Origin of the sequence: Crassaminicella profunda (assembly GCF_019884785.1) — a bacterium.
GTDB lineage: Bacteria > Bacillota > Clostridia > Peptostreptococcales > Thermotaleaceae > Crassaminicella > Crassaminicella profunda.
Genome location: NZ_CP082326.1, coordinates 347,271 through 366,799 on the forward strand (window position 1 = coordinate 347,271; position 19,529 = coordinate 366,799).

14 protein-coding genes and 1 riboswitch are annotated in these 19,529 nt (G+C 33.2%); of the genes, 12 read left to right on the top strand and 2 right to left on the bottom strand.

Annotation, left to right across the window (positions count from 1 at the left end; translation table 11 throughout):
* Positions 1 to 141: 141 nt before the first annotated feature.
* On the top strand, positions 142 to 3,909 hold the full coding sequence (locus tag K7H06_RS01445; protein ID WP_223038212.1) for a phosphoribosylformylglycinamidine synthase: 3,768 nt from the start codon (positions 142 to 144) through the stop codon (positions 3,907 to 3,909).
* A gap of 30 nt (positions 3,910 to 3,939) precedes the next feature.
* Here K7H06_RS01445 and K7H06_RS01450 read toward each other — a convergent pair whose 3' ends face one another.
* Positions 3,940 to 5,961 (bottom strand): methyl-accepting chemotaxis protein, encoded by a 2,022-nt coding sequence (locus K7H06_RS01450; protein WP_223038213.1) that lies wholly within the window; start codon positions 5,959 to 5,961, stop codon positions 3,940 to 3,942.
* Between the two features lie 283 nt (positions 5,962 to 6,244).
* On the opposite strand from K7H06_RS01450, the gene K7H06_RS01455 reads away from it, so the two are divergent.
* On the top strand, positions 6,245 to 6,805 hold the full coding sequence (locus tag K7H06_RS01455; protein ID WP_223038214.1) for an NfeD family protein: 561 nt from the start codon (positions 6,245 to 6,247) through the stop codon (positions 6,803 to 6,805).
* 15 nt (positions 6,806 to 6,820) lie between these two features.
* Positions 6,821 to 8,335: a flotillin family protein gene (locus tag K7H06_RS01460; RefSeq protein ID WP_223038215.1), complete on the top strand. Its 1,515-nt coding sequence runs from the start codon at positions 6,821 to 6,823 to the stop codon at positions 8,333 to 8,335.
* An 83-nt stretch (positions 8,336 to 8,418) separates the two neighbouring features.
* Here K7H06_RS01460 and K7H06_RS01465 read toward each other — a convergent pair whose 3' ends face one another.
* A complete protein-coding gene (locus K7H06_RS01465; protein ID WP_223038216.1) occupies positions 8,419 to 8,706 on the bottom strand; it encodes a DUF2508 family protein in 288 nt (95 codons plus the stop codon).
* A gap of 381 nt (positions 8,707 to 9,087) precedes the next feature.
* Positions 9,088 to 9,189, top strand: a riboswitch (purine riboswitch).
* 213 nt (positions 9,190 to 9,402) lie between these two features.
* Here K7H06_RS01465 and K7H06_RS01470 point away from each other — a divergent pair.
* From K7H06_RS01470 to K7H06_RS01510, 9 genes are all read left to right on the top strand, one after another.
* A complete protein-coding gene (locus tag K7H06_RS01470; protein WP_223039900.1) occupies positions 9,403 to 10,695 on the top strand; it encodes an NCS2 family permease in 1,293 nt (430 codons plus the stop codon).
* Positions 10,696 to 10,857: 162 nt separating this feature from the next.
* The gene (gene purE, locus K7H06_RS01475; protein WP_223038217.1) at positions 10,858 to 11,343 is read left to right on the top strand and encodes a 5-(carboxyamino)imidazole ribonucleotide mutase; all 486 of its coding nucleotides are present in this window, start codon (positions 10,858 to 10,860) and stop codon (positions 11,341 to 11,343) included.
* 109 nt (positions 11,344 to 11,452) lie between these two features.
* A complete protein-coding gene (gene purC / locus K7H06_RS01480) occupies positions 11,453 to 12,157 on the top strand; it encodes a phosphoribosylaminoimidazolesuccinocarboxamide synthase (protein ID WP_223038218.1) in 705 nt (234 codons plus the stop codon).
* A gap of 22 nt (positions 12,158 to 12,179) precedes the next feature.
* Positions 12,180 to 13,595, top strand: coding sequence for an amidophosphoribosyltransferase (purF, locus tag K7H06_RS01485; RefSeq protein WP_223038219.1), 1,416 nt, complete (start codon positions 12,180 to 12,182; stop codon positions 13,593 to 13,595).
* Between the two features lie 10 nt (positions 13,596 to 13,605).
* The gene (gene purM, locus K7H06_RS01490) at positions 13,606 to 14,640 is read left to right on the top strand and encodes a phosphoribosylformylglycinamidine cyclo-ligase (protein ID WP_223038220.1); all 1,035 of its coding nucleotides are present in this window, start codon (positions 13,606 to 13,608) and stop codon (positions 14,638 to 14,640) included.
* On the top strand, positions 14,628 to 15,257 hold the full coding sequence (purN, locus tag K7H06_RS01495) for a phosphoribosylglycinamide formyltransferase (RefSeq protein WP_223038221.1): 630 nt from the start codon (positions 14,628 to 14,630) through the stop codon (positions 15,255 to 15,257). The genes purM and purN overlap by 13 nt, the downstream gene beginning before the upstream one ends.
* A 71-nt stretch (positions 15,258 to 15,328) precedes the next feature.
* Positions 15,329 to 16,870 (top strand): bifunctional phosphoribosylaminoimidazolecarboxamide formyltransferase/IMP cyclohydrolase, encoded by a 1,542-nt coding sequence (gene purH / locus K7H06_RS01500; RefSeq protein ID WP_223038222.1) that lies wholly within the window; start codon positions 15,329 to 15,331, stop codon positions 16,868 to 16,870.
* A gap of 17 nt (positions 16,871 to 16,887) precedes the next feature.
* Entirely contained in the window at positions 16,888 to 18,150 is a 1,263-nt protein-coding gene (gene purD / locus K7H06_RS01505) for a phosphoribosylamine--glycine ligase (RefSeq protein ID WP_223038223.1), read from the top strand.
* A gap of 162 nt (positions 18,151 to 18,312) precedes the next feature.
* Complete coding sequence (locus K7H06_RS01510) at positions 18,313 to 19,407, top strand: enoyl-CoA hydratase/isomerase family protein (protein ID WP_223038224.1); 1,095 nt, start codon at positions 18,313 to 18,315, stop codon at positions 19,405 to 19,407.
* Positions 19,408 to 19,529 lie beyond the last annotated feature (122 nt).

Here is a 19,529-nt window from a genome sequence, read left to right on the forward strand (position 1 = left end):
AATATATATTATTAATATTATTAATTTCATTAATTAATTTTATTATGATACAATCAAATTGTAAAGAGGATGAAATGTATACAATTAAATGAATAGATTATAGGGTCAATATAAAAAATATAAGAAAAAGGCGGGGATGAAATGAGTAGAGAAGTGAGAAGAATTTATGTTGAGAAAAAATCAGGATTTGATATAGAAGCACAGCATTTATATAAAGATTTGGTAGAAAGTTTAGGAATAAATGGATTAAAAGGGGTAAGAGTACTTAATAAATACGATATTTCAGGGTTATCTGAAGAAGAATATGAAAGTGCTAAGGGGACTATTTTTTCAGAGCCAAATGTAGATGATGTTTATGATGAAATTTTCCCTTATGATGAGAAAAATCATCTATTTGCTATGGAATATCTTCCAGGGCAATATGATCAAAGAGCAGATTCGGCAGAGCAATGTGTTCAGATCTTTACTCAAAGTGAAAAACCTCATATTGTAACGGGAAAAGTTTTTGTTTTACAAGGGGAAATATCAGAAGAAGAATTTGTAAAAATAAAAAATTATTGTATCAATTCAGTAGACTCAAGAGAAGTATCTTTAGAAAAACCAGATACTTTGGAGTTGGAACTAGAGACTATACAAGATGTAGTGATCATAGAAGACTTTATCAAAAAAGATGAGGAAGCTCTTTTAGATTTTCATAAAGATTTGGGATTTGCCATGAGCATTGAAGATTTGAAATTTTGTCAAAAATATTTTAGAGACACAGAAAAAAGGAATCCTACTATTACAGAATTAAGGGTAATCGATACGTATTGGTCAGATCATTGTAGACATACAACCTTTTTAACAAAAATTGAAGAGGTACAAATAGAAAAGGGTCCTTTTAGTAGTGCTGTTGAAAAAGCATATGATGAATATTTAGCATCCAGAGAATATGTGTATGAAGATAGAGAAAAAGATATATGTCTTATGGATATTGCTGTAATGAGTATGAAGGAGCTTAGAAAAAGAGGGAAATTAGAGGATTTAGATCAATCTGAGGAAATTAATGCATGTAGTATTGTAGTTAATGCTGAGATAGATGGGAAAGATGAAGAGTGGCTTGTCATGTTTAAAAACGAGACTCATAACCATCCTACAGAAATAGAGCCTTTTGGGGGTGCAGCTACTTGCTTAGGTGGAGCTATAAGAGATCCATTGTCAGGAAGAAGTTATGTTTATCAAGCTATGCGTGTAACAGGAAGTGCTGATCCAAGAACGAAAATAGAAGATACCCTACAAGGAAAACTTCCACAAATAAAGATTACTCGTGATGCAGCAGCAGGGTATAGCTCTTATGGAAATCAGATCGGTCTTGCAACAGGACAAGTTGCAGAAGTATATGATGAAGATTTTGTAGCTAAAAGAATGGAAGTAGGTGCAGTGATTGCAGCAGCTCCAAAGGAAAATGTAGTAAGAAATAAGCCTGTTGAAGGGGATATAGTAATCCTTCTAGGAGGTAGAACAGGAAGAGATGGTTGTGGAGGTGCAACAGGATCTTCTAAGGAGCACACAGAAGAATCTATTCTTACATGTGGAGCCGAGGTACAAAAGGGAAATCCTCCTACAGAAAGAAAAATCCAAAGATTATTTAGAAATCCAGCTGTAAGTAAGATGATTAAAAGATGTAATGATTTCGGAGCAGGTGGTGTCTCTGTAGCTATAGGAGAGTTAACAGATAGTCTAGAAATCGATTTAGACAAGGTGCCTAAAAAATATGAAGGATTAGATGGAACAGAGCTTGCTATATCCGAGTCACAAGAGCGTATGGCTGTTGTAATTGATAAAGAAAATGAAGCGACTTTCATAGAATTCGCCCATGAAGAAAATTTAGAAGCTGTAGTTGCAGCAAAGGTTACAAATGATGATAGATTGAAAATGAAATGGCGTGGAAAAACTATTTTAGATTTAAGTCGTGAATTTTTAGATACAAATGGGGTAAAACAAAAAACAAAGGTAATGGTAAAAGCAGCAGAAGATGAAAATAATTATTTTACAAAGTTACCAGAAGGTTTAGAAAATAGCACTGACTTAAAGCAAGTATGGTTAAAAAATTTAGAGGATTTGAATGTGGCAAGTCAAAAGGGATTAACAGAAAAATTTGATAGTACTATTGGTGCAGGAACAGTACTCATGCCTCTTGGAGGAAAATATCAAATGACACCTACTGAAGGAATGGTAGGAAAACTTCCAGTGCTTGAAGGAGAAACCAATACAGGGACTATTATGACTTATGGATATAATCCTAAAATCGGAAAATGGAGTCCTTTCCATGGAGCATTATATGCAGTACTAGAAGCTGTTACAAAGGTTGTTTGTACGGGTGGAAACTATAAAAATATTAGACTAAGCCTTCAAGAATACTTTGAAAAGCTTGGGAATGACCCTACTAAGTGGGGGAAACCATTTAGTGCTTTATTAGGTGCTCTATATGCTCAAAATCAATTAGGGATTCCTGCTATTGGTGGAAAAGATAGTATGTCTGGTACCTTTAAAGATATCCATGTACCTCCTACTTTGGTAGCATTTGCAGTAGATACAGTAGATGTGAGAAGGGTCATATCCCCTGAATTTAAAAAGATAAATAGTAAGGTAGTACTAGTTCCATTAAGACGAGATGAAAATGAATTACCTGATTTTAAAGCATTAGATCAAAACTTTAGTATGATTACAAGCTTAATCAAAAATGGCAAGGTATTATCAGCACAATCTATTCGAAATGGCGGATTGGGTGCAGCCATTAGTAAGATGAGTTTTGGAAATAAAATAGGCGTGGTATTTGAAGAAATAGATCAGAATGCGTTATTTTTACCACAATATGGTTCAATTCTTTTAGAAATAGATGAAAAAGAAGAGATCGAAAAAATATTGCAAGGAATAGAATATAAAGTACTAGGGACTACAAAAGAAAATATAATTAGGGTAAATGGTGTAGAGATTCTTATAGAGGATGCGCTTAAAACATGGGAAAAACCTCTTGAAAAGGTATTTCCAACGAAAGAATTCGTAGAAGGAACACCAAAGAATATTTATTATGAAGCAGGTACTAAAAAGAAAACAAGTATAAAGATTGCAAAACCAAGAATATTCATTCCAGCATTTCCAGGGACAAATTGTGAATATGATACAGCCAAAGTGTTTGAAAAGGCAGGCGGTACGGCTAAAACTATGATCTTTAAAAATTTAACAGAAAAAGATATAGAAGATTCTATAGAACAGATGGTAAAAAACATCAATAATGCACAGATTATAGCTCTTCCTGGAGGATTTAGTGCAGGGGATGAGCCCGATGGTTCAGGAAAATTCATTGCAACCATCTTTAGAAATCCAGCTGTAAAAGAAGCTGTTATGAATATGTTAAAACAAAGAGATGGATTAATGATTGGTATATGCAATGGATTCCAAGCCCTTATTAAATTAGGACTCCTTCCATATGGAGAGATTCGAGAAACTTCTCCAAATGCGCCAACTCTTACCTTTAATAAGATTGGACGTCATGTTTCTTGTTTGGTAAGAACGAAGGTTGTTTCCAATCTTTCTCCTTGGTTAAGGGGTGCGAAGGCAGGAGATGTCCATACAGTTGCTGTATCTCATGGAGAAGGAAGATTTATTGCCAACAAAGAAGAAATGGAAAAAATGATTGAAAATGGACAAATTGCAACTCAATATGTAGATTTAGATGGAAATTCAACTTATGATATTCATTATAATCCAAATGGTTCCTTTGAGGCTGTTGAAGGAATTACAAGTCCTGACGGTAGAATCTTTGGAAAAATGGGACATACAGAAAGAATGGGAGAAAATATTGCAGTAAATGTAGAGGGGAATAAAGATCAAAGCATCTTTAAAGCAGGAGTAAATTACTTTAGATAAAAACCGGGGAATTCCCCGGTTTTTTAATGTTTATTTATGATGATTTTTAGTGATTTTGAAATGATTGATGGATTTTTCGAGTTGATCTGAGAGATTCTTTAATTCTTGTGCATGGGTAGATACTTCTTCCATGGATGCAAATTGTTCTTCAGCAGATGCTGAAACTTGTTGTGTTGCTGCTGATGTTTGCTCTGATGCTGCGGAGATATGGGTAATAATCTCAACGATATCATTTTTTTTATGAGCCATATCCATACTATATTCATTGATGGTTGAAACTCGTTGAATTAAAGTTTTTATTGAATGGGATACATCATTGAATATGCTTTTTGTCTTTTCTATAGCAACATCTTGCTCAGTCTTAATCATTTTTGCTTCATCTATGGCATCAACAGCTGTTTTAGATTTGTTTTGTATTTCATGAATCAAAGTTTTAATTTCATCTACTGCTTTTAATGATTCTTCTGCTAATTTTTTTACTTCTTCTGCTACCACAGAAAAGCCTTTACCATTTTCTCCAGCCCTTGCTGATTCTATTGCTGCATTTAAAGCAAGTAAATTTGTTTGTTGGGCAATGTGAGAAATTGTATCTGTAATGACACCGATTGCTTCTATACTTTTATCTACCATTAGAACGGTTTCATTTACTTTTATTGAGGATTTATTACTTTCTTTTGATTTTTCCATCAATATTTTTACTGTTTCAAATCCTGTATGACTTAGTTGATTGGTTTCATTAGATAAATCTTTCATATGATCTGCTGTATTGGATACGATTTGAATTTTATCTGCTAATGAATTTATCTCAAAAGATCCTTTTTCTGTATCCTTCGCCTGTTCATTGGCACTTGCTGCTATTTCTTCTATTGTTTTTGCCACTTCATCTGTTGCGGCAACTATTTGTTTGGTTATTCGGTCTAATGAATTGGAAGAGGCTAATACTGTAGAAGATGAATTTTTTACTTCTCCAATTAAATTGTTAATATTTTTAATCATCTTATTAAAGCTTTTTCCAATTTCTCCAAATTCATCATTTGATTTAATTTCAGCTTGTACAGTCAAATCTCCTATTGAAGCCATTCCGAAGGCTTCTCTTAAAATCTTTAAAGGTTTAGAGATGCTGTTGGAAATAAAAATGGCTAGAATGATTGCTAATATAAAGCTAAGGAGGATTCCTAATAAGACGAAGTGTTTAATAATATCTGTATCTGACAATAATTCATCCATTTCCATAGAACCTATAAGTTTCCAACCGGTTATTTTATTTGTAGTGAAGCTTAAGAATTTATTTTCTTTTTCATAGGTATACTTTAAAAAACCTTTTTCAGTAGATTTTACTTTTTCCCAGAAATTTTGTTTGATAGCTTCATCTGTACCTATTAAGTCTTGATTTGGGTGGGCAATCATAATGCCTTCTGAGTCTGTTACAAATAAATATCCGTGTTTTCCTAGTTTTTTTTCAGAGAGGGATGTGGATAATTTTTTAAGGTCAATATCTATTCCAATAACACCTACGACTTTTCCATTATCAATTACAGGTTTTGATGCAGTGATGAGGATTTGTCCTGTATTTGAATCTACATAGGGTTTTATCCAGCTTACCTTTTCTTTATTACTTATAGCAATTTCATACCAATGTCTATTTCTTGGATCATAGTTTTTAGGTAATGTTACTTTTGGATACGTATAAAGATCTCCATCTTTGGTAGCAAAATAAACATTTATATAAATGGAATTATTTATTTGGGTATTTTTTAAAAGTTCTAAGGCCATTTTGTTATTGATTTCATTATGGATTGTCTTAAAATTTGAGTTGTCTGTCAAAACTACAACTTGATGTTCCATGCCTTCTAAAAGGTTATTGATAGATGTATTTATTTCAGTTACCGATTGTTGTGTTGTAAGAGATAATTTATTTTGAAGAATACTAAAAGATTTTTCAAATGAAACATAGCCTAATAAGATTAATGGGATGATGATTGCAATGGTTAATACAATAATGAGCTTATTCCTTACCTTGTTGTTAAAAATATTTTGATTTCCTTGAATCACTGAAATATTTCCTCCTTTTCAAAAATAATGTAGATTTACCATTAAGTCTACGTCATATTCTAACACCATTTGTCGAAAAATGAAATCTATTTTGTTTACTTTTTATTTAAGCACATAGATAGTAAAAATTGGTTGGAGACATAGTAAATGAAAAGATGAATAGAGTACAAAAGCATTAAAGGGATTTTTTGGGAAAATGTAGAATATAATATCTTTGGAACAAATTTCTATGTTTAAAGATTATAGGTATGAAGGAGTAAGAAAGGAGGTCATAATACAAAGAATGTTGATGATCTATAAGATTGCTTTTATAACGGGTATTTTGTATGCTGTTGTTTCTTTAATATTGGGGCATTTATTTGATGCAGTAGATGTAGATATGGATTTTGATGGGGATATACATATTCCCATTTTTACAATCTTACCCATTAAACCTATTACTATTATTACCTTTATCACTGTATTTGGAGGAGTAGGGATTATGTGTAGCAACAAAGGAGTAAACTCTATTTTTGCTTTTTTGATGGCTATAGTCATTGCCTATGCTATTACTTCATTGGTTTACAGGTTGATTATGATTCCCTTATACAAAGCACAAAATACTAGTGCTGCATCTCAAAGAGATTTGATTGGAGTAGATGCAGTTGTAAAATCTTCTATTGTAAAAAATGGATTTGGACAAATAACTTATGTAAAAAATGGAAATACCTATGATTCCCCTGCAAAGCATGTGAATGGAGAACATCTAGAAGTAGGAACAAAAGTGTTTATAGTAGATATAAAGGAAAATATCTATTATGTAGAAAAAAAGAATTTCTATTATGAAATAGAATCAAAAATTTAAAAGGAGATGATTTAAATGGGGCAATATTTAATCCCTATAGGAATAGTAGGGGTGATTATTGTTTTAGTAATTGGTGTTTTATCCATGTGGAGAAAGGTTCCACAAGATAAGGCAATTGTTGTAACAGGTTTAAAGAAGAGAGTAATCTCTGGTGGCGGGGGATTAGTAATCCCTTTATTTGAAAGAACGGATGTTATTTCTCTAGAAAATATGAAAATTGATATTAGAACAGAAAGAGCATTAACAGAACAAGGGGTAGGAATTATTGTAGATGGGGTTACTGTTATTAAGGTAAAATCAGATGAGGAATCTATTTATTCATCAGTAGAGCAATTTAATACAGGTCGTGAAGCAGAAACCATTGAATTTGTAAAAGAGACGGCAAAGGATGTATTAGAGGGAAAATTACGTGAGATTATTTCAAAAATGACAGTGGAAGAAATTCACAAAGACAGAGAAAAATTTGCTTCTCAGGTTCAAGAGGTAGCAGCATTAGACCTTGCAGGAATGGGACTTGAAATAAAAGCATTTACCATTAAAGATATATCTGATACTAATGGATACTTAGAAGCTTTAGGAAAGAAAAGAATTGCAGAAGTAAAAAGAGATGCAGAAATTGCTGAAGCTAATGCAAGTGCTGAAAGAGATATTAAAAAAGCGCAAGCTCAAAGAGAAGCAAAAGTCAATACAGCTATAGCTTTTAAAGAAGGAGAAAAGGCAAGACTCGCAGCAGAGACAGAAATTGCAGAATTTAGTAAGGATAAAGAGTTAAAAGTACAAGGATACAGAAAAGATCAAGAAACAGAAAAAGCAAAAGCTGACCTAGCTTATGAAATTGAGGGAAACAAAGTTAAAAAAGAAGTAACTGAAACAGAAATGGCAGTAGAACTTCTTAAAAAGGAAAGAGCTATAGACATTGCAGAAAAAGAAGCTGCAAGACGTGAAAGAGAACTTGAAGCAAGTGTAAAAAAACAAGCAGAAGCACAAAAATATAAGGATATTCAAGAAGCAGAAGCCAGAGCACAAGCCATGAAATTAGAAGCAGAAGCAAGAAGATTTAAAGAAATTCAAGAAGCGGAAGCACGGGCTACAGGGATTAAGATTGAAGGGCAAGCTAAGGCTGAAGCTGTTAAATTAGAAGGGGAAGCACAAGCGAAGGTTATTGAACAAAAAGGTTTAGCTGAAGCGGAAGCCATGGCGAAGAAAGCAGAAGCATTTCAACAATACAACGAAGCAGCTGTTATTCAAATGCTTGTTGAAAAATTACCAGAGATTGCAAAAAGCATTTCAGAGCCTCTTTCAAAAACAGAAAAAATTGTTATTGTGGATAATGGAGGAGAGGGTAAAAACAATGGCGCTGCCAAGGTTTCAAATTATATCACTAGTATGGTATCACAAGTACCTGAGGTTGTAGAAGCTACAACGGGAATCAATTTATTAGATTTGCTTAAAAATAAAGTAGATGTAAACCAAGTGCTTAAGCAAGAAAAGATAGAGCAAAAAAAAGACGAAGAAGTTGAACTATATTAAAATAAATGCAAGTTATAAAATAAAAAAATAGAATCATAAAATATAGACATTTCCTTAGAAGCAAGCTAAGGAGATGTCTTTTTTTATAGAATCCCTTTCATATTCATTTTTTTTGCTAATTTTATAAGATGAATATATCTTAGTTTTGCAGCTTCTATTCTATAGATGGCATGATCTATTAAATCAGGACTTGTTACAAATTGAAAAATATTCTCTGCATTTTTCCATTCTCTAAGGGCAGATTTTATATCACATAGGAGTTGAGCTTCTTCTGTTTTTTTGTCAGCAACTTTAAAAACTTTTAAATAAAAAGTTTTAAAGATGTGATGATGGGAAACATTTTTTTTTGTAATATCATTTTTTTTATTCATCAGAATACCTCCTAGAATTGCTAAAGTCCTATAAAAAATACGAAAAAACTTTATCTTGTATATAAAACCAACCTTAGATAATTATATTTTAGAGAATACAAAAATATGCTATATATAGATTTCCTAGAAAATAAACCACATACACAATATTTTTTAGAATTTATTGTTTTGCGGTAGTTCTAAATTTTACTTTCTTTATGATTAAACCTATAACAAGGATAAAAAAGTGATAAAATATACAAAATAAGAATTATAAACAAAATAAAAGAAAAGAATGTTCGTGTTTGTACAGATTAATTACAAAAAAACTTTAAAAACATTCGAAAAAACTATTGACGAAAAAAATCCCCTTTGGTATGATAATAGTGCAAGAAAAAATAAATGAAAATTAAATGAACTACTCATATAATTTCGGAAATAGGGTCCGAGAGTCTCTACCAGGCAACCGTAAATTGTCTGACTATGGGTGAAAGCGTATCTAGGGTTCCGGCCATTAGGTGTCAGGTCCGAGTGATACGAGTATTGCATTTTGTAATACTACACCGTGGGGATAAAAGCCCGGACGGGGAGGTTTCACTTTATGAGTAATGACCTTCCCGTTCGGGTTTTCGTGTTTTATATAAATGGAAATAATCCCCAAAAACAAGGAGGAGAGAGACGATGGAAAGTACAACGAAAAAAGCGGATTCAGGAATGTTGGAAAGCTTATTTAAGTTATCTGAGAAAAAAACAACTGTAAAGACTGAAATTGTTGCTGGGGTTACAACTTTTATGACAATGGCGTATATTTTAGTTGTTAATCCAAACATATTAAGTGTTACAGGGATGGATCAAGGAGCAGTGTTTACGGCTACAGCTCTTTCAGCAGCATTTGCTACATTTTTAATGGCATTTATGGCAAATCTTCCATTTGCATTGGCACCTGGGATGGGACTAAATGCATTCTTTGCTTTTTCTGTATGTTTGGGAATGGGATATAGTTGGCAGTTTGCTTTAACTGCAGTTTTAATTGAAGGACTTATATTTATCATACTTACTTTAACAAATGTTCGTGAGGCCATTATTAATGGAATGCCTATGGTCATAAAAAATGCAGTAAGCGTTGGTATTGGTTTGTTTATTGCTTTTATAGGATTTCAAAGTGCTGGTATTATCGTAAAAAATGATGCAGTGTTAGTAGGACTTGGAAATGTGAAGGATCCTGGCGTGTTATTAGCATTAGTAGCTATTATTATAACAGGGGTATTGCTTGTGAAAAATGTAAAAGGTGCTTTGCTAATCGGCATGATTATTACAACTATTGGTGGTGTCATTATTGGAAAAACAGCTATGCCAGCTAGTTTTATTAGTACACCTCCATCTATAAAGCCTATCTTTTGGCAATTTGTTGGAATGGAAGAGATTTTATCTTGGAATATGGTACTTGTAGTATTTACCTTCTTGTTTGTAGATTTATTTGATACATTAGGAACATTAATTGGTGTATCTACAAAGGCAAATATGATAGATGAAAATGGAAGAATTCCGAAAGTTAAACAAGCATTGTTTGCAGATGCTATTGGTACAACTGTTGGATCAGTGCTTGGAACAAGTACAGTAACTACCTTTGTTGAAAGTGCATCAGGAGTTGCAGAAGGAGGAAGAACTGGTTTAACTTCCTTTACAACAGGATGTTTGTTCTTAGGATCTATTGTACTTGCACCGATATTTACTGCTGTTCCACCACAAGCTACTGCAGCTGTGTTAGTTATAGTAGGCATGTTTATGATGAGTCCAATACTTAAAATTAATTTTGATGATTTTACAGAGGCTATTCCAGCGTTCTTAACCATCATCATGATGCCTTTAACTTATAGTATTGCAGAAGGACTTGTATTTGGTGTGATTTCCTATGTGCTTTTAAAAGCTATAGCAGGAAGAACAAAAGAAGTACATCCAATGATGTATGTTGTGGCAGCACTATTTATTTTTAAGCACATAGCTGGTTAAATTAAATAGCCCGAGATAGATGAAAGGTCTATATCGGGCTTTTTCTGTCTAAAATATGAATGAAGATTTTGAAATTCAAACAAAATAAAGCTATAAAAAGGATTGAAAATAAAAAAATAGATTAAAATAGTAGAATAAAAGCTAAAATTATGAGGAGGTAAAATGATGAAGGTTGCAATGATCATGGGAAGTGATTCAGATTATAAGGTAGTTGAAAAGACAGAGAAAGTTTTAAAGGATTTTGGTATAGAAACTCAAGTGCGTGTGATTTCAGCCCATAGAACACCAAATCGTGCTATGGAATTTGCTAAAGGTGCTGAAGAAAAAGGGGTTGAAGTCATTATTGGAGCTGCTGGAAAAGCTGCTCACTTACCAGGGGTAATAGCTGCGTTCACAACATTACCTGTTATAGGACTTCCTATAAAATCATCAACAATGGATGGATTAGATTCATTATTATCTATTGTGCAAATGCCAAAGGGGATTCCTGTAGCAACAGTTGCAATCAATGGAGCAGAAAATGCAGCACTTTTAGCTATACAAATATTATCTACAAAATATCCAGTGCTTCGCGAAAAGTTAAAAGCTTTTAGAGAGATGCAAGAAAAAGAAGTAATTGAGAAAGATGAGATGTTTTTAAATAAATAAAAGAGTGTAAGAAATTCATGGATTTTTTTATTAAGGGACTGTAAGGAATTTGATAATATTAAAAATATTTACTTTTAAAATATGAATATAAAAATAGGAGGATGGGAATATGGAAAAATTAGCAATGCTTTATGAAGGAAAGGCAAAAAAGGTATTTAAAACGAGTGATGAAAAAAGATATATTGTAGAATACAAAGATGATGCAACTGCTTTTAATGGTGTAAAAAAGGGAACAATCCATGATAAGGGAATTGTCAATAATAAAATGTCAGCATTATTATTTAAAATCCTAGAAGAAAAAGGGGTTCCTACTCATCTTGAAGAATTATTAAATGACAGAGAAACTCTTGTAAAGGCTGTAAAAATACTACCCCTTGAAGTAATCATAAGAAATGTTGCTGCAGGATCATTATCCAAAAGACTTGGAATAGAAGAAGGAAAAGAATTGAATGAAACAGTTTTAGAATTCTGCTATAAAAATGATGAATTAGGAGATCCATTAATTAATGATTACCATGTATATGCTATGGAGCTTGCTACAAAAGAACAAGTAGAAAAGGTAAAAGAATATACATTTAAGGTAAACGAAGTATTAAAAGAATTTTTCATTGAAAGAGGATTAAAATTAATTGATTTTAAATTAGAATTTGGACTATATGAAGGAAATGTGATTTTAGCGGATGAAATCTCTCCAGATACTTGTAGACTATGGGATAAAGAAACAAATAAAAAAATGGATAAGGATAGATTTAGAAGAGATTTAGGAAATGTGGAAGAAACTTACCAAGAAGTATTAGATAGAATTAACAAATAGAAAAAACCTTTAGGAGGGAATTATGGTTAATGGAGTGGATTTAGACAAATTAAAAGAGGAATGTGGGATTATAGGTATTTATGCTCCAGGAATAGAGAATATATCTCAACTAGCTTATTTTGGACTACATGCGTTGCAGCACAGAGGGCAGGAGAGTGCTGGGATTGCTGCAAACAAGGCTGGAGAAATTCATTATTATAAGGAAATGGGATTGGTTCAAGAGGTTTTTTCTGATGAGATTATTGAAAGACTTCAAGGAGATGTAGCCATAGGACATGTAAGATATTCTACTACAGGAGAAAGCTATGTAACAAATGCACAGCCTTTGGTTGTACATCATAAAGGTGGAGCTATAGCTCTTGCTCATAATGGAAATCTAGTAAATGCTAATATGATAAGAGAAAAGCTTGAGGATGATGGTGTTATTTTTCAGACGAGCATTGACAGTGAAGTCATTGCCAATATGATTGCAAGAAATCATAAGATGGGCATAGAAGAAGCTATCAAGAATACTATGAAGGAAATTAGAGGTTCTTATGCATTGGTGATTACTTGTAAAGATAAGCTGATTGGGCTTAGAGATCCCCATGGACTTAGACCTTTATGCCTTGGAAAGATTGATGGTGGATATGTATTATCTTCAGAAAGCTGTGCTTTTCATGTAATTGGTGCAGAGTTTATAAGGGATATTGCCCCTGGGGAAATGATTATTATTGAGAATAATGAAATAAAAAGCATACAATATAACAAGAACGCTAAAAAGGCATTGTGTTCTTTTGAATTTGTTTATTTTGCGAGACCAGATAGCACATTAGATGGACAAAGTGTATATGTAGCCAGAAGAAACGCAGGGAAAATTCTTGCAAAAGAGCATCCAGTAGATGCAGATTTGGTTATTGCAGTACCAGATTCTGGAACGGTGGCAGCCATCGGTTATGCACAAGAATCAAAGATTCCTTTTGGCGAAGGGCTTATCAAAAATAGATATGTAGGAAGAACTTTTATACAACCAGATCAAAGAATGCGTGAGCGAAGCGTAAGATTAAAGTTGAATGTATTAAAGGAAAATATTAAGGGAAAAAGATTAGTCATGGTGGATGATTCTATTGTAAGAGGAACAACAAGTAAACAAATTGTTGACATGCTAAAGCATGCAGGTGCAAAGGAAGTTCACGTAAGGGTATGTTCACCACCCGTAAAATATTCCTGTTATTTTGGAATTGATACACCTACTAGAAAAAATCTTGTAGGAGCTGTCCATTCAGTAGAAGAAATCAGAGAAATGATAGGTGCAGATAGCTTAGGTTACTTAAGTATAGATGGATTGGTTGAATCGATCCATATGGATGGAGGAAGTCTTTGCAGCGCATGTTTTAGTGGAGATTATCCTATGGAAGTTCCAAAACAAGGAAGCAAATACTTATTTGAGAAAAGATAGAGGGGATATTATGAAAAAGTTAACGTATAAAGATGCAGGTGTAGATGTAACTGAAGGTGCAAGAGCAGTGAAGCTTATGAAGGAACATGTTCAAAAGACCTTTACGAAAAATGTTCTTTGTGGTTTAGGGGGATTCGGTGGATTATTTGAATTAGACTTAGAAGGATATAAAAAACCTGTATTAGTATCAGGAACAGATGGGGTAGGGACGAAGCTTAAGATTGCATTTTTAATGGACAAACATGATACAGTAGGACAAGATTGTGTAGCCATGTGTGTAAATGATATTTTATGTCAAGGAGCAAAGCCTCTATTTTTCCTTGATTATGTTGCAACAGGAAAATTAAAGTCTGAACACATTGCGGATATTGTAAAGGGTATAGCAGATGGGTGTATGTATGCAAAGTCTTCTCTTATCGGAGGAGAAACAGCAGAAATGCCAGGGTTTTATAGTGATGGAGAATATGACATGGCAGGCTTTGCAGTAGGGATTGTAGATAAAGAAAAAATGATTGATGGATCAAGTATTAAAGAAGGCGATGTACTTATTGGTCTTCCTTCTAGTGGTATTCATAGTAATGGTTATTCATTAGTTAGAAAATTGTTTTTTGATACATTAGGATACAAAGTAGATCAAGATATAGAAGAATTAGGATGTACGTTAGGAGAAGAATTACTTAAGCCTACTAGAATTTATGTGGATGTTTGTAGTAAAGTCATGGAAAACTTCAATGTAAAGGGAATGGTTCACATGACAGGCGGTGGGTTTTATGAAAATATTCCAAGAGTTCTTCCAGAAGGACTTGGGGTAGACGTTCATTTAGGTAGCTGGGAGGTACTTCCTATTTTTAATTTAATGCAACGACTGGGGAATATGGAAACAAAAGAAATGTTTAGTACTTTCAATATGGGAATAGGAATGATTATGGTTGTTTCAGAGAAAGACGCTGAGAACACCATTGAATATTTAAAAGATTTAGATGAAAAAGCTTATATGATCGGAAGCGTTACTTCAAAGGATGGCGTTAGCTTATGTCAAAAATAAATATAGCTGTACTTGTATCTGGTGGAGGAACAAATCTTCAATCTATTATTGATCATATTGAGAATGGGAATATAGATGGACAAATAGGTGTCGTTATTTCTAGTAAAGAAGATGCGTATGCCCTAAAGAGAGCTAAGAAGCATGGAATAGAAGGGGTTTATATAGGGAAGGAAAACTTCCCGGATTTAAACGAACGAAATTTAAAAATACTCCAAATCCTAGAAGACAAACAAATTGACTTAATTGTTCTTGCAGGATATATGAGCATTTTAGATAAGAATATGGTTGAAAAATATAAAAATAGAATGATGAATATTCATCCTTCTTTGATTCCTAGCTTTTGTGGGAAAGGATTTTATGGGAAGAAGGTACACGAAGCAGTCATTGAATATGGAGTAAAATTAACAGGTGCAACAGTACATTTTGTAGATGAAGGAACAGATACAGGTCCTGTAATTATGCAAAAGAGTGTGGAAGTGAAAGATGCTGATACAGCAGAGGATGTAGCAAAAAGAGTATTAGAGGTAGAACATGAAATTTTACCTTTATCAGTAAAGTTATTTGCTGAAGGGAAATTAAAAGTAATAGGTAGGCGTGTTACTGTGGAAAATGCATAGAAAAATAAAAAAAGCATTGAAAAATTGCGGAGTTTTAGGTAACTAAGAGTTTATAAAAAGGGGTGCTGAATATGATTAAACGTGCTTTAATCAGTGTTTCTGATAAAAGAGGAGTAGTTGAATTTGCAAAGAAACTGGCTGGTATGGGGGTTGAAATCATATCTACTGGAGGAACATCAAAGGTACTTACAGAAAATGGTATAAAAGTAATTCCTATATCAGATATTACAGATTTTCCAGAATGTCTTGATGGAAGAGTAAAAACCTTGCATCCAGCAGTTCATGGAGGAATTCTTGCTATGAGAGATAATGAGAATCATAGAAGGCAGTTAGAAGAATTAAATATTACACCTATTGATTTGGTAGCCATCAATTTATATCCATTTAAAGAAACGATATCAAAAGAGAATGTAACACTAGAGGAAGCTATCGAAAACATTGATATAGGTGGACCTACAATGCTCAGAAGTGCTGCAAAAAATCATAAGGATGTAGCTGTTGTATGTAATCCGGACGATTATACATCTATTATAGAAGAATTGGAAAAAAATGAAGAAGTATCTTATGATACAAAATATAGATTAGCACTAAAGGTATTTGAGCATACAGCACATTATGATGCATTAATAGCTAATTATTTAAGAAAACAAATAAATGGAGAAATGCCAGAAGTACTTACGATGACCTATGAAAAGGTACAAGATTTAAGATACGGAGAAAATCCTCATCAAAAGGCAGTATTCTACAAAGAAATGGGAGAGAATAAGGGTTCTTTAGTAGAAGCTAAAAAGCTTCATGGAAAGGAACTTTCATTTAATAATATAAATGATACAAATGGCGCATTAGAGCTTTTAAAAGAATATACAGAGCCTACAGTAGTAGCAGTAAAGCATACAAATGCTTGTGGCGTAGGAACGGGATATGATATTTACGATGCATATTTAAAAGCTTATAAGTGTGATCCTGTTTCTATTTTTGGAGGAATTATTGCTGCAAATCGTACAATTGATAAAAGAACAGCAAAAGAAATCAATAAAATATTTGTAGAGATTGTGATTGCTCCAGCATTTGAGGAGGAAGCATTAGAGATTTTAAAATCTAAAAAGAATATAAGAATTTTAGAACTTCCTCATATTACTCAAAAACAATCAGTAGATGCAATCGATATGAAGAAGGTAAATGGTGGATTATTAATTCAAGAGATTGATCATAAGTTATATGGAGAAGAAGAATTAAAGGTTGTTACAGAAAGAATTCCTACCAAGAAGGAAATGGAAGATTTAACTTTTGCATGGAAGATTGTAAAGCATATTAAGTCTAATGGTATAGTACTTGCAAAAGATGGACAGACAATAGGTATTGGACCTGGACAGGTAAATAGAATCTGGGCAGTAGAAAATGCCATGAAGCAATCCAATGTATCTGTAAAGGGCAGTGTTATGGCATCAGATGCTTTTTTCCCATTCTCAGATTGTGTAGAGGCTGCAGCTAAGAAAGGAATTACAGCTATTATCCAACCAGGTGGTTCTATAAGAGATCAAGAGTCTATAGATATGGCGAACAAATATGGTATTGCAATGGTGTTTACAGGAATGAGACACTTTAAGCACTAATGGAAGGAGGTAGTGCCATGAAGATCTTAGTAATCGGTAGTGGTGGTAGAGAACATACTATTGTATGGAAGTTAAATAAAAGCCCAAGGGTAGATAAAATTTACTGTGCACCAGGGAATGCAGGAACTTATTCAATGGCTGAAAATGTAGAAATTAAGGTAGATGATATAGAAGGTCTTTGTACTTTTGCAAAGGAAAAACAAATAGATTTAACGATTGTAGGACCAGAGGTTCCATTAGTAATGGGGATTGTAGATCGTTTTGAAGAGGAAAATTTAAAAGTTTTTGGTCCGAACAAAGAATGTGCACAGTTAGAGGGAAGCAAAGCTTTTACGAAGGATTTTCTATATAGACACAACATTCCTACAGGGGATTATAAAGAGTTTACGAGTTTTGAAGAAGCGAAAAAAGCAGTAGGTATTTATGGATATCCTATGGTCATTAAAGCAGACGGATTGGCAGCTGGAAAAGGGGTTGTCATAGCTGAGAATGAGGACGAAGCTTTAAAAGCTATGGATGATATGATGAAAGATAAAAAGTTCGGAGAAGCTGGAGAAAAAATAGTTATTGAAGAATTTTTAAAAGGAATTGAAACTTCCATATTGTGCTTTGTAGATGGGGAAAGTATTGTTCCTATGGTAAGTGCTCAGGATTATAAAAAGATTTTTGATGAAGATGAAGGTCCTAATACAGGTGGTATGGGAACTTATTCACCAAGTCTTATTTATGATGAAAAGCTTGATGAAGAAGTAAAAGAAAAAATCTTGGTACCTACTCTTGACGGATTTAAAAAAGATGGACTGAATTTTAAAGGAATTCTCTTTGTTGGTCTTATGATTACGAAAGAGAGTGCAAAGGTTTTAGAGTTCAATGTTCGATTTGGAGATCCTGAGACTCAAACGGTACTTTCAAGGTTAGAGACAGATTTAGTAGAGATTATGGAGAGTATCTTAGATGGAAGATTAAAGCAGCAGGAAATTAAATGGAAAGAGCAAAAGGCCGTTTGTGTAGTTCTAGCATCTGGAGGATATCCAGGAAATTATGAAAAGGGGAAAGAAATTCAAGGACTTTTAGATATAGATGAGGATGCATTTGTATTTCATGCAGGAACAAAGATGGTAGACGGAAAAGTATTAACCAATGGTGGAAGAGTGCTAGGGGTTACTGCTTGGGGAGATACTATCGATGAAGCTCGAAAAAAAGCATATGAAAATGTTTCAAGAATTTCTTTTGATAAGATGTATTATAGAAAAGATATTGGGAAATTAATTGAAAAATAAATAAACAAATTTCGACAGAGTATGATAAAATAAACATAGGCCTATTGGACCTATGTTTTTTTATCATTTCTCGCAAACGTTTGCGAAGACTGTTAGAGTAAACAAATAGTATGAGGAAATACTAAAAAATAAAACAAAAATCAAAAGAGATGGAGGAATATAATGATTAAGCAGTCAAATCTTTCATGTGAAGTAAAAAATGGTGTAGGATTTATTAAACTAAATAGACCAAAGGCGTTAAATGCTCTTTCAGTAGAGATGATAGAGGGGTTATATAAGCAGCTTTTAGAATGGAAAGAGGATGAAAAGGTAGCATTTATTTGTTTAACGGGTGAAGGAGATAAGGCATTATGTGCTGGTGGAGATGTAAGAGCCCTTTATGATCATAGAGATTCAAATGTAGAAGAATTAGCTTTTAAATTTTTCTATACAGAATATTGTATGAATTTGACTATGTATCTTTATCCAAAACCTATTTTAGTATTGATGCATGGGATCGTTATGGGTGGTGGTGTTGGAATTGCTATGCCTGCAACGCATAAAATCGTTACAGAGAAGACAAAATGGGCTATGCCAGAGATGAATATAGGACTTTATCCAGATGTTGGTGGAAGCTATTTCTTAAGCAGAATGCCAGGGTTTTTTGGTAGATATCTTGCCCTTACATCAAGAACTATAGGTCCTGCAGATGTTTTACATATTGGTGGAGCTGATTATTATTTAGAAAGTGCAAAGTGGGAAGATTTAAAAAAGGCGATTGAAGAAAAATCATGGGTTACTGCTTCTGCATCAGAGGAGTTAAGTAGGTTATTAGATACATTCTGTGAAAAATCTTTGAAAAAAGCACCTATTGCATCAATCGAAGAAAAAATTAATCAGCATTTTGCTCATAATACCATGGAGGAAATCGTAAAATCATTAGAAGAAGCAAGTAATGAAGGAGATACTTGGGCACAAGATACAGCAAAATTAATACGCACAAAATCTCCGACATCATTAAAAGTTACCTTAAAGCAGTTGATAGAAGGAAAAGAAAAAGACCTTGTAGATTGTTTTAAAATGGAGCTAGATATGAGTATGAATTTTATGAAGTGCCATGATTTCTTTGAAGGGGTGCGTTCCGTATTAGTAGATAAAGATAGAAATCCTAAATGGAATCCACCTGTTTTAGAAGAGTTAAGTAAAGATGTAGTAGATGGTTTCTTTGAATATACTTGGGAGGAAGGCAAAAACCCTTTAGAAGGATTTCAAGGATAAAAAATGAAAAACAGTTTCTATGGATATAGGAACTGTTTTTTACTTTATATAAATAGAAATTCGTGTATAATATAGGTATTATATAGAAAAAAATAGATTTGTAATGATTATAGCTCCTTAGC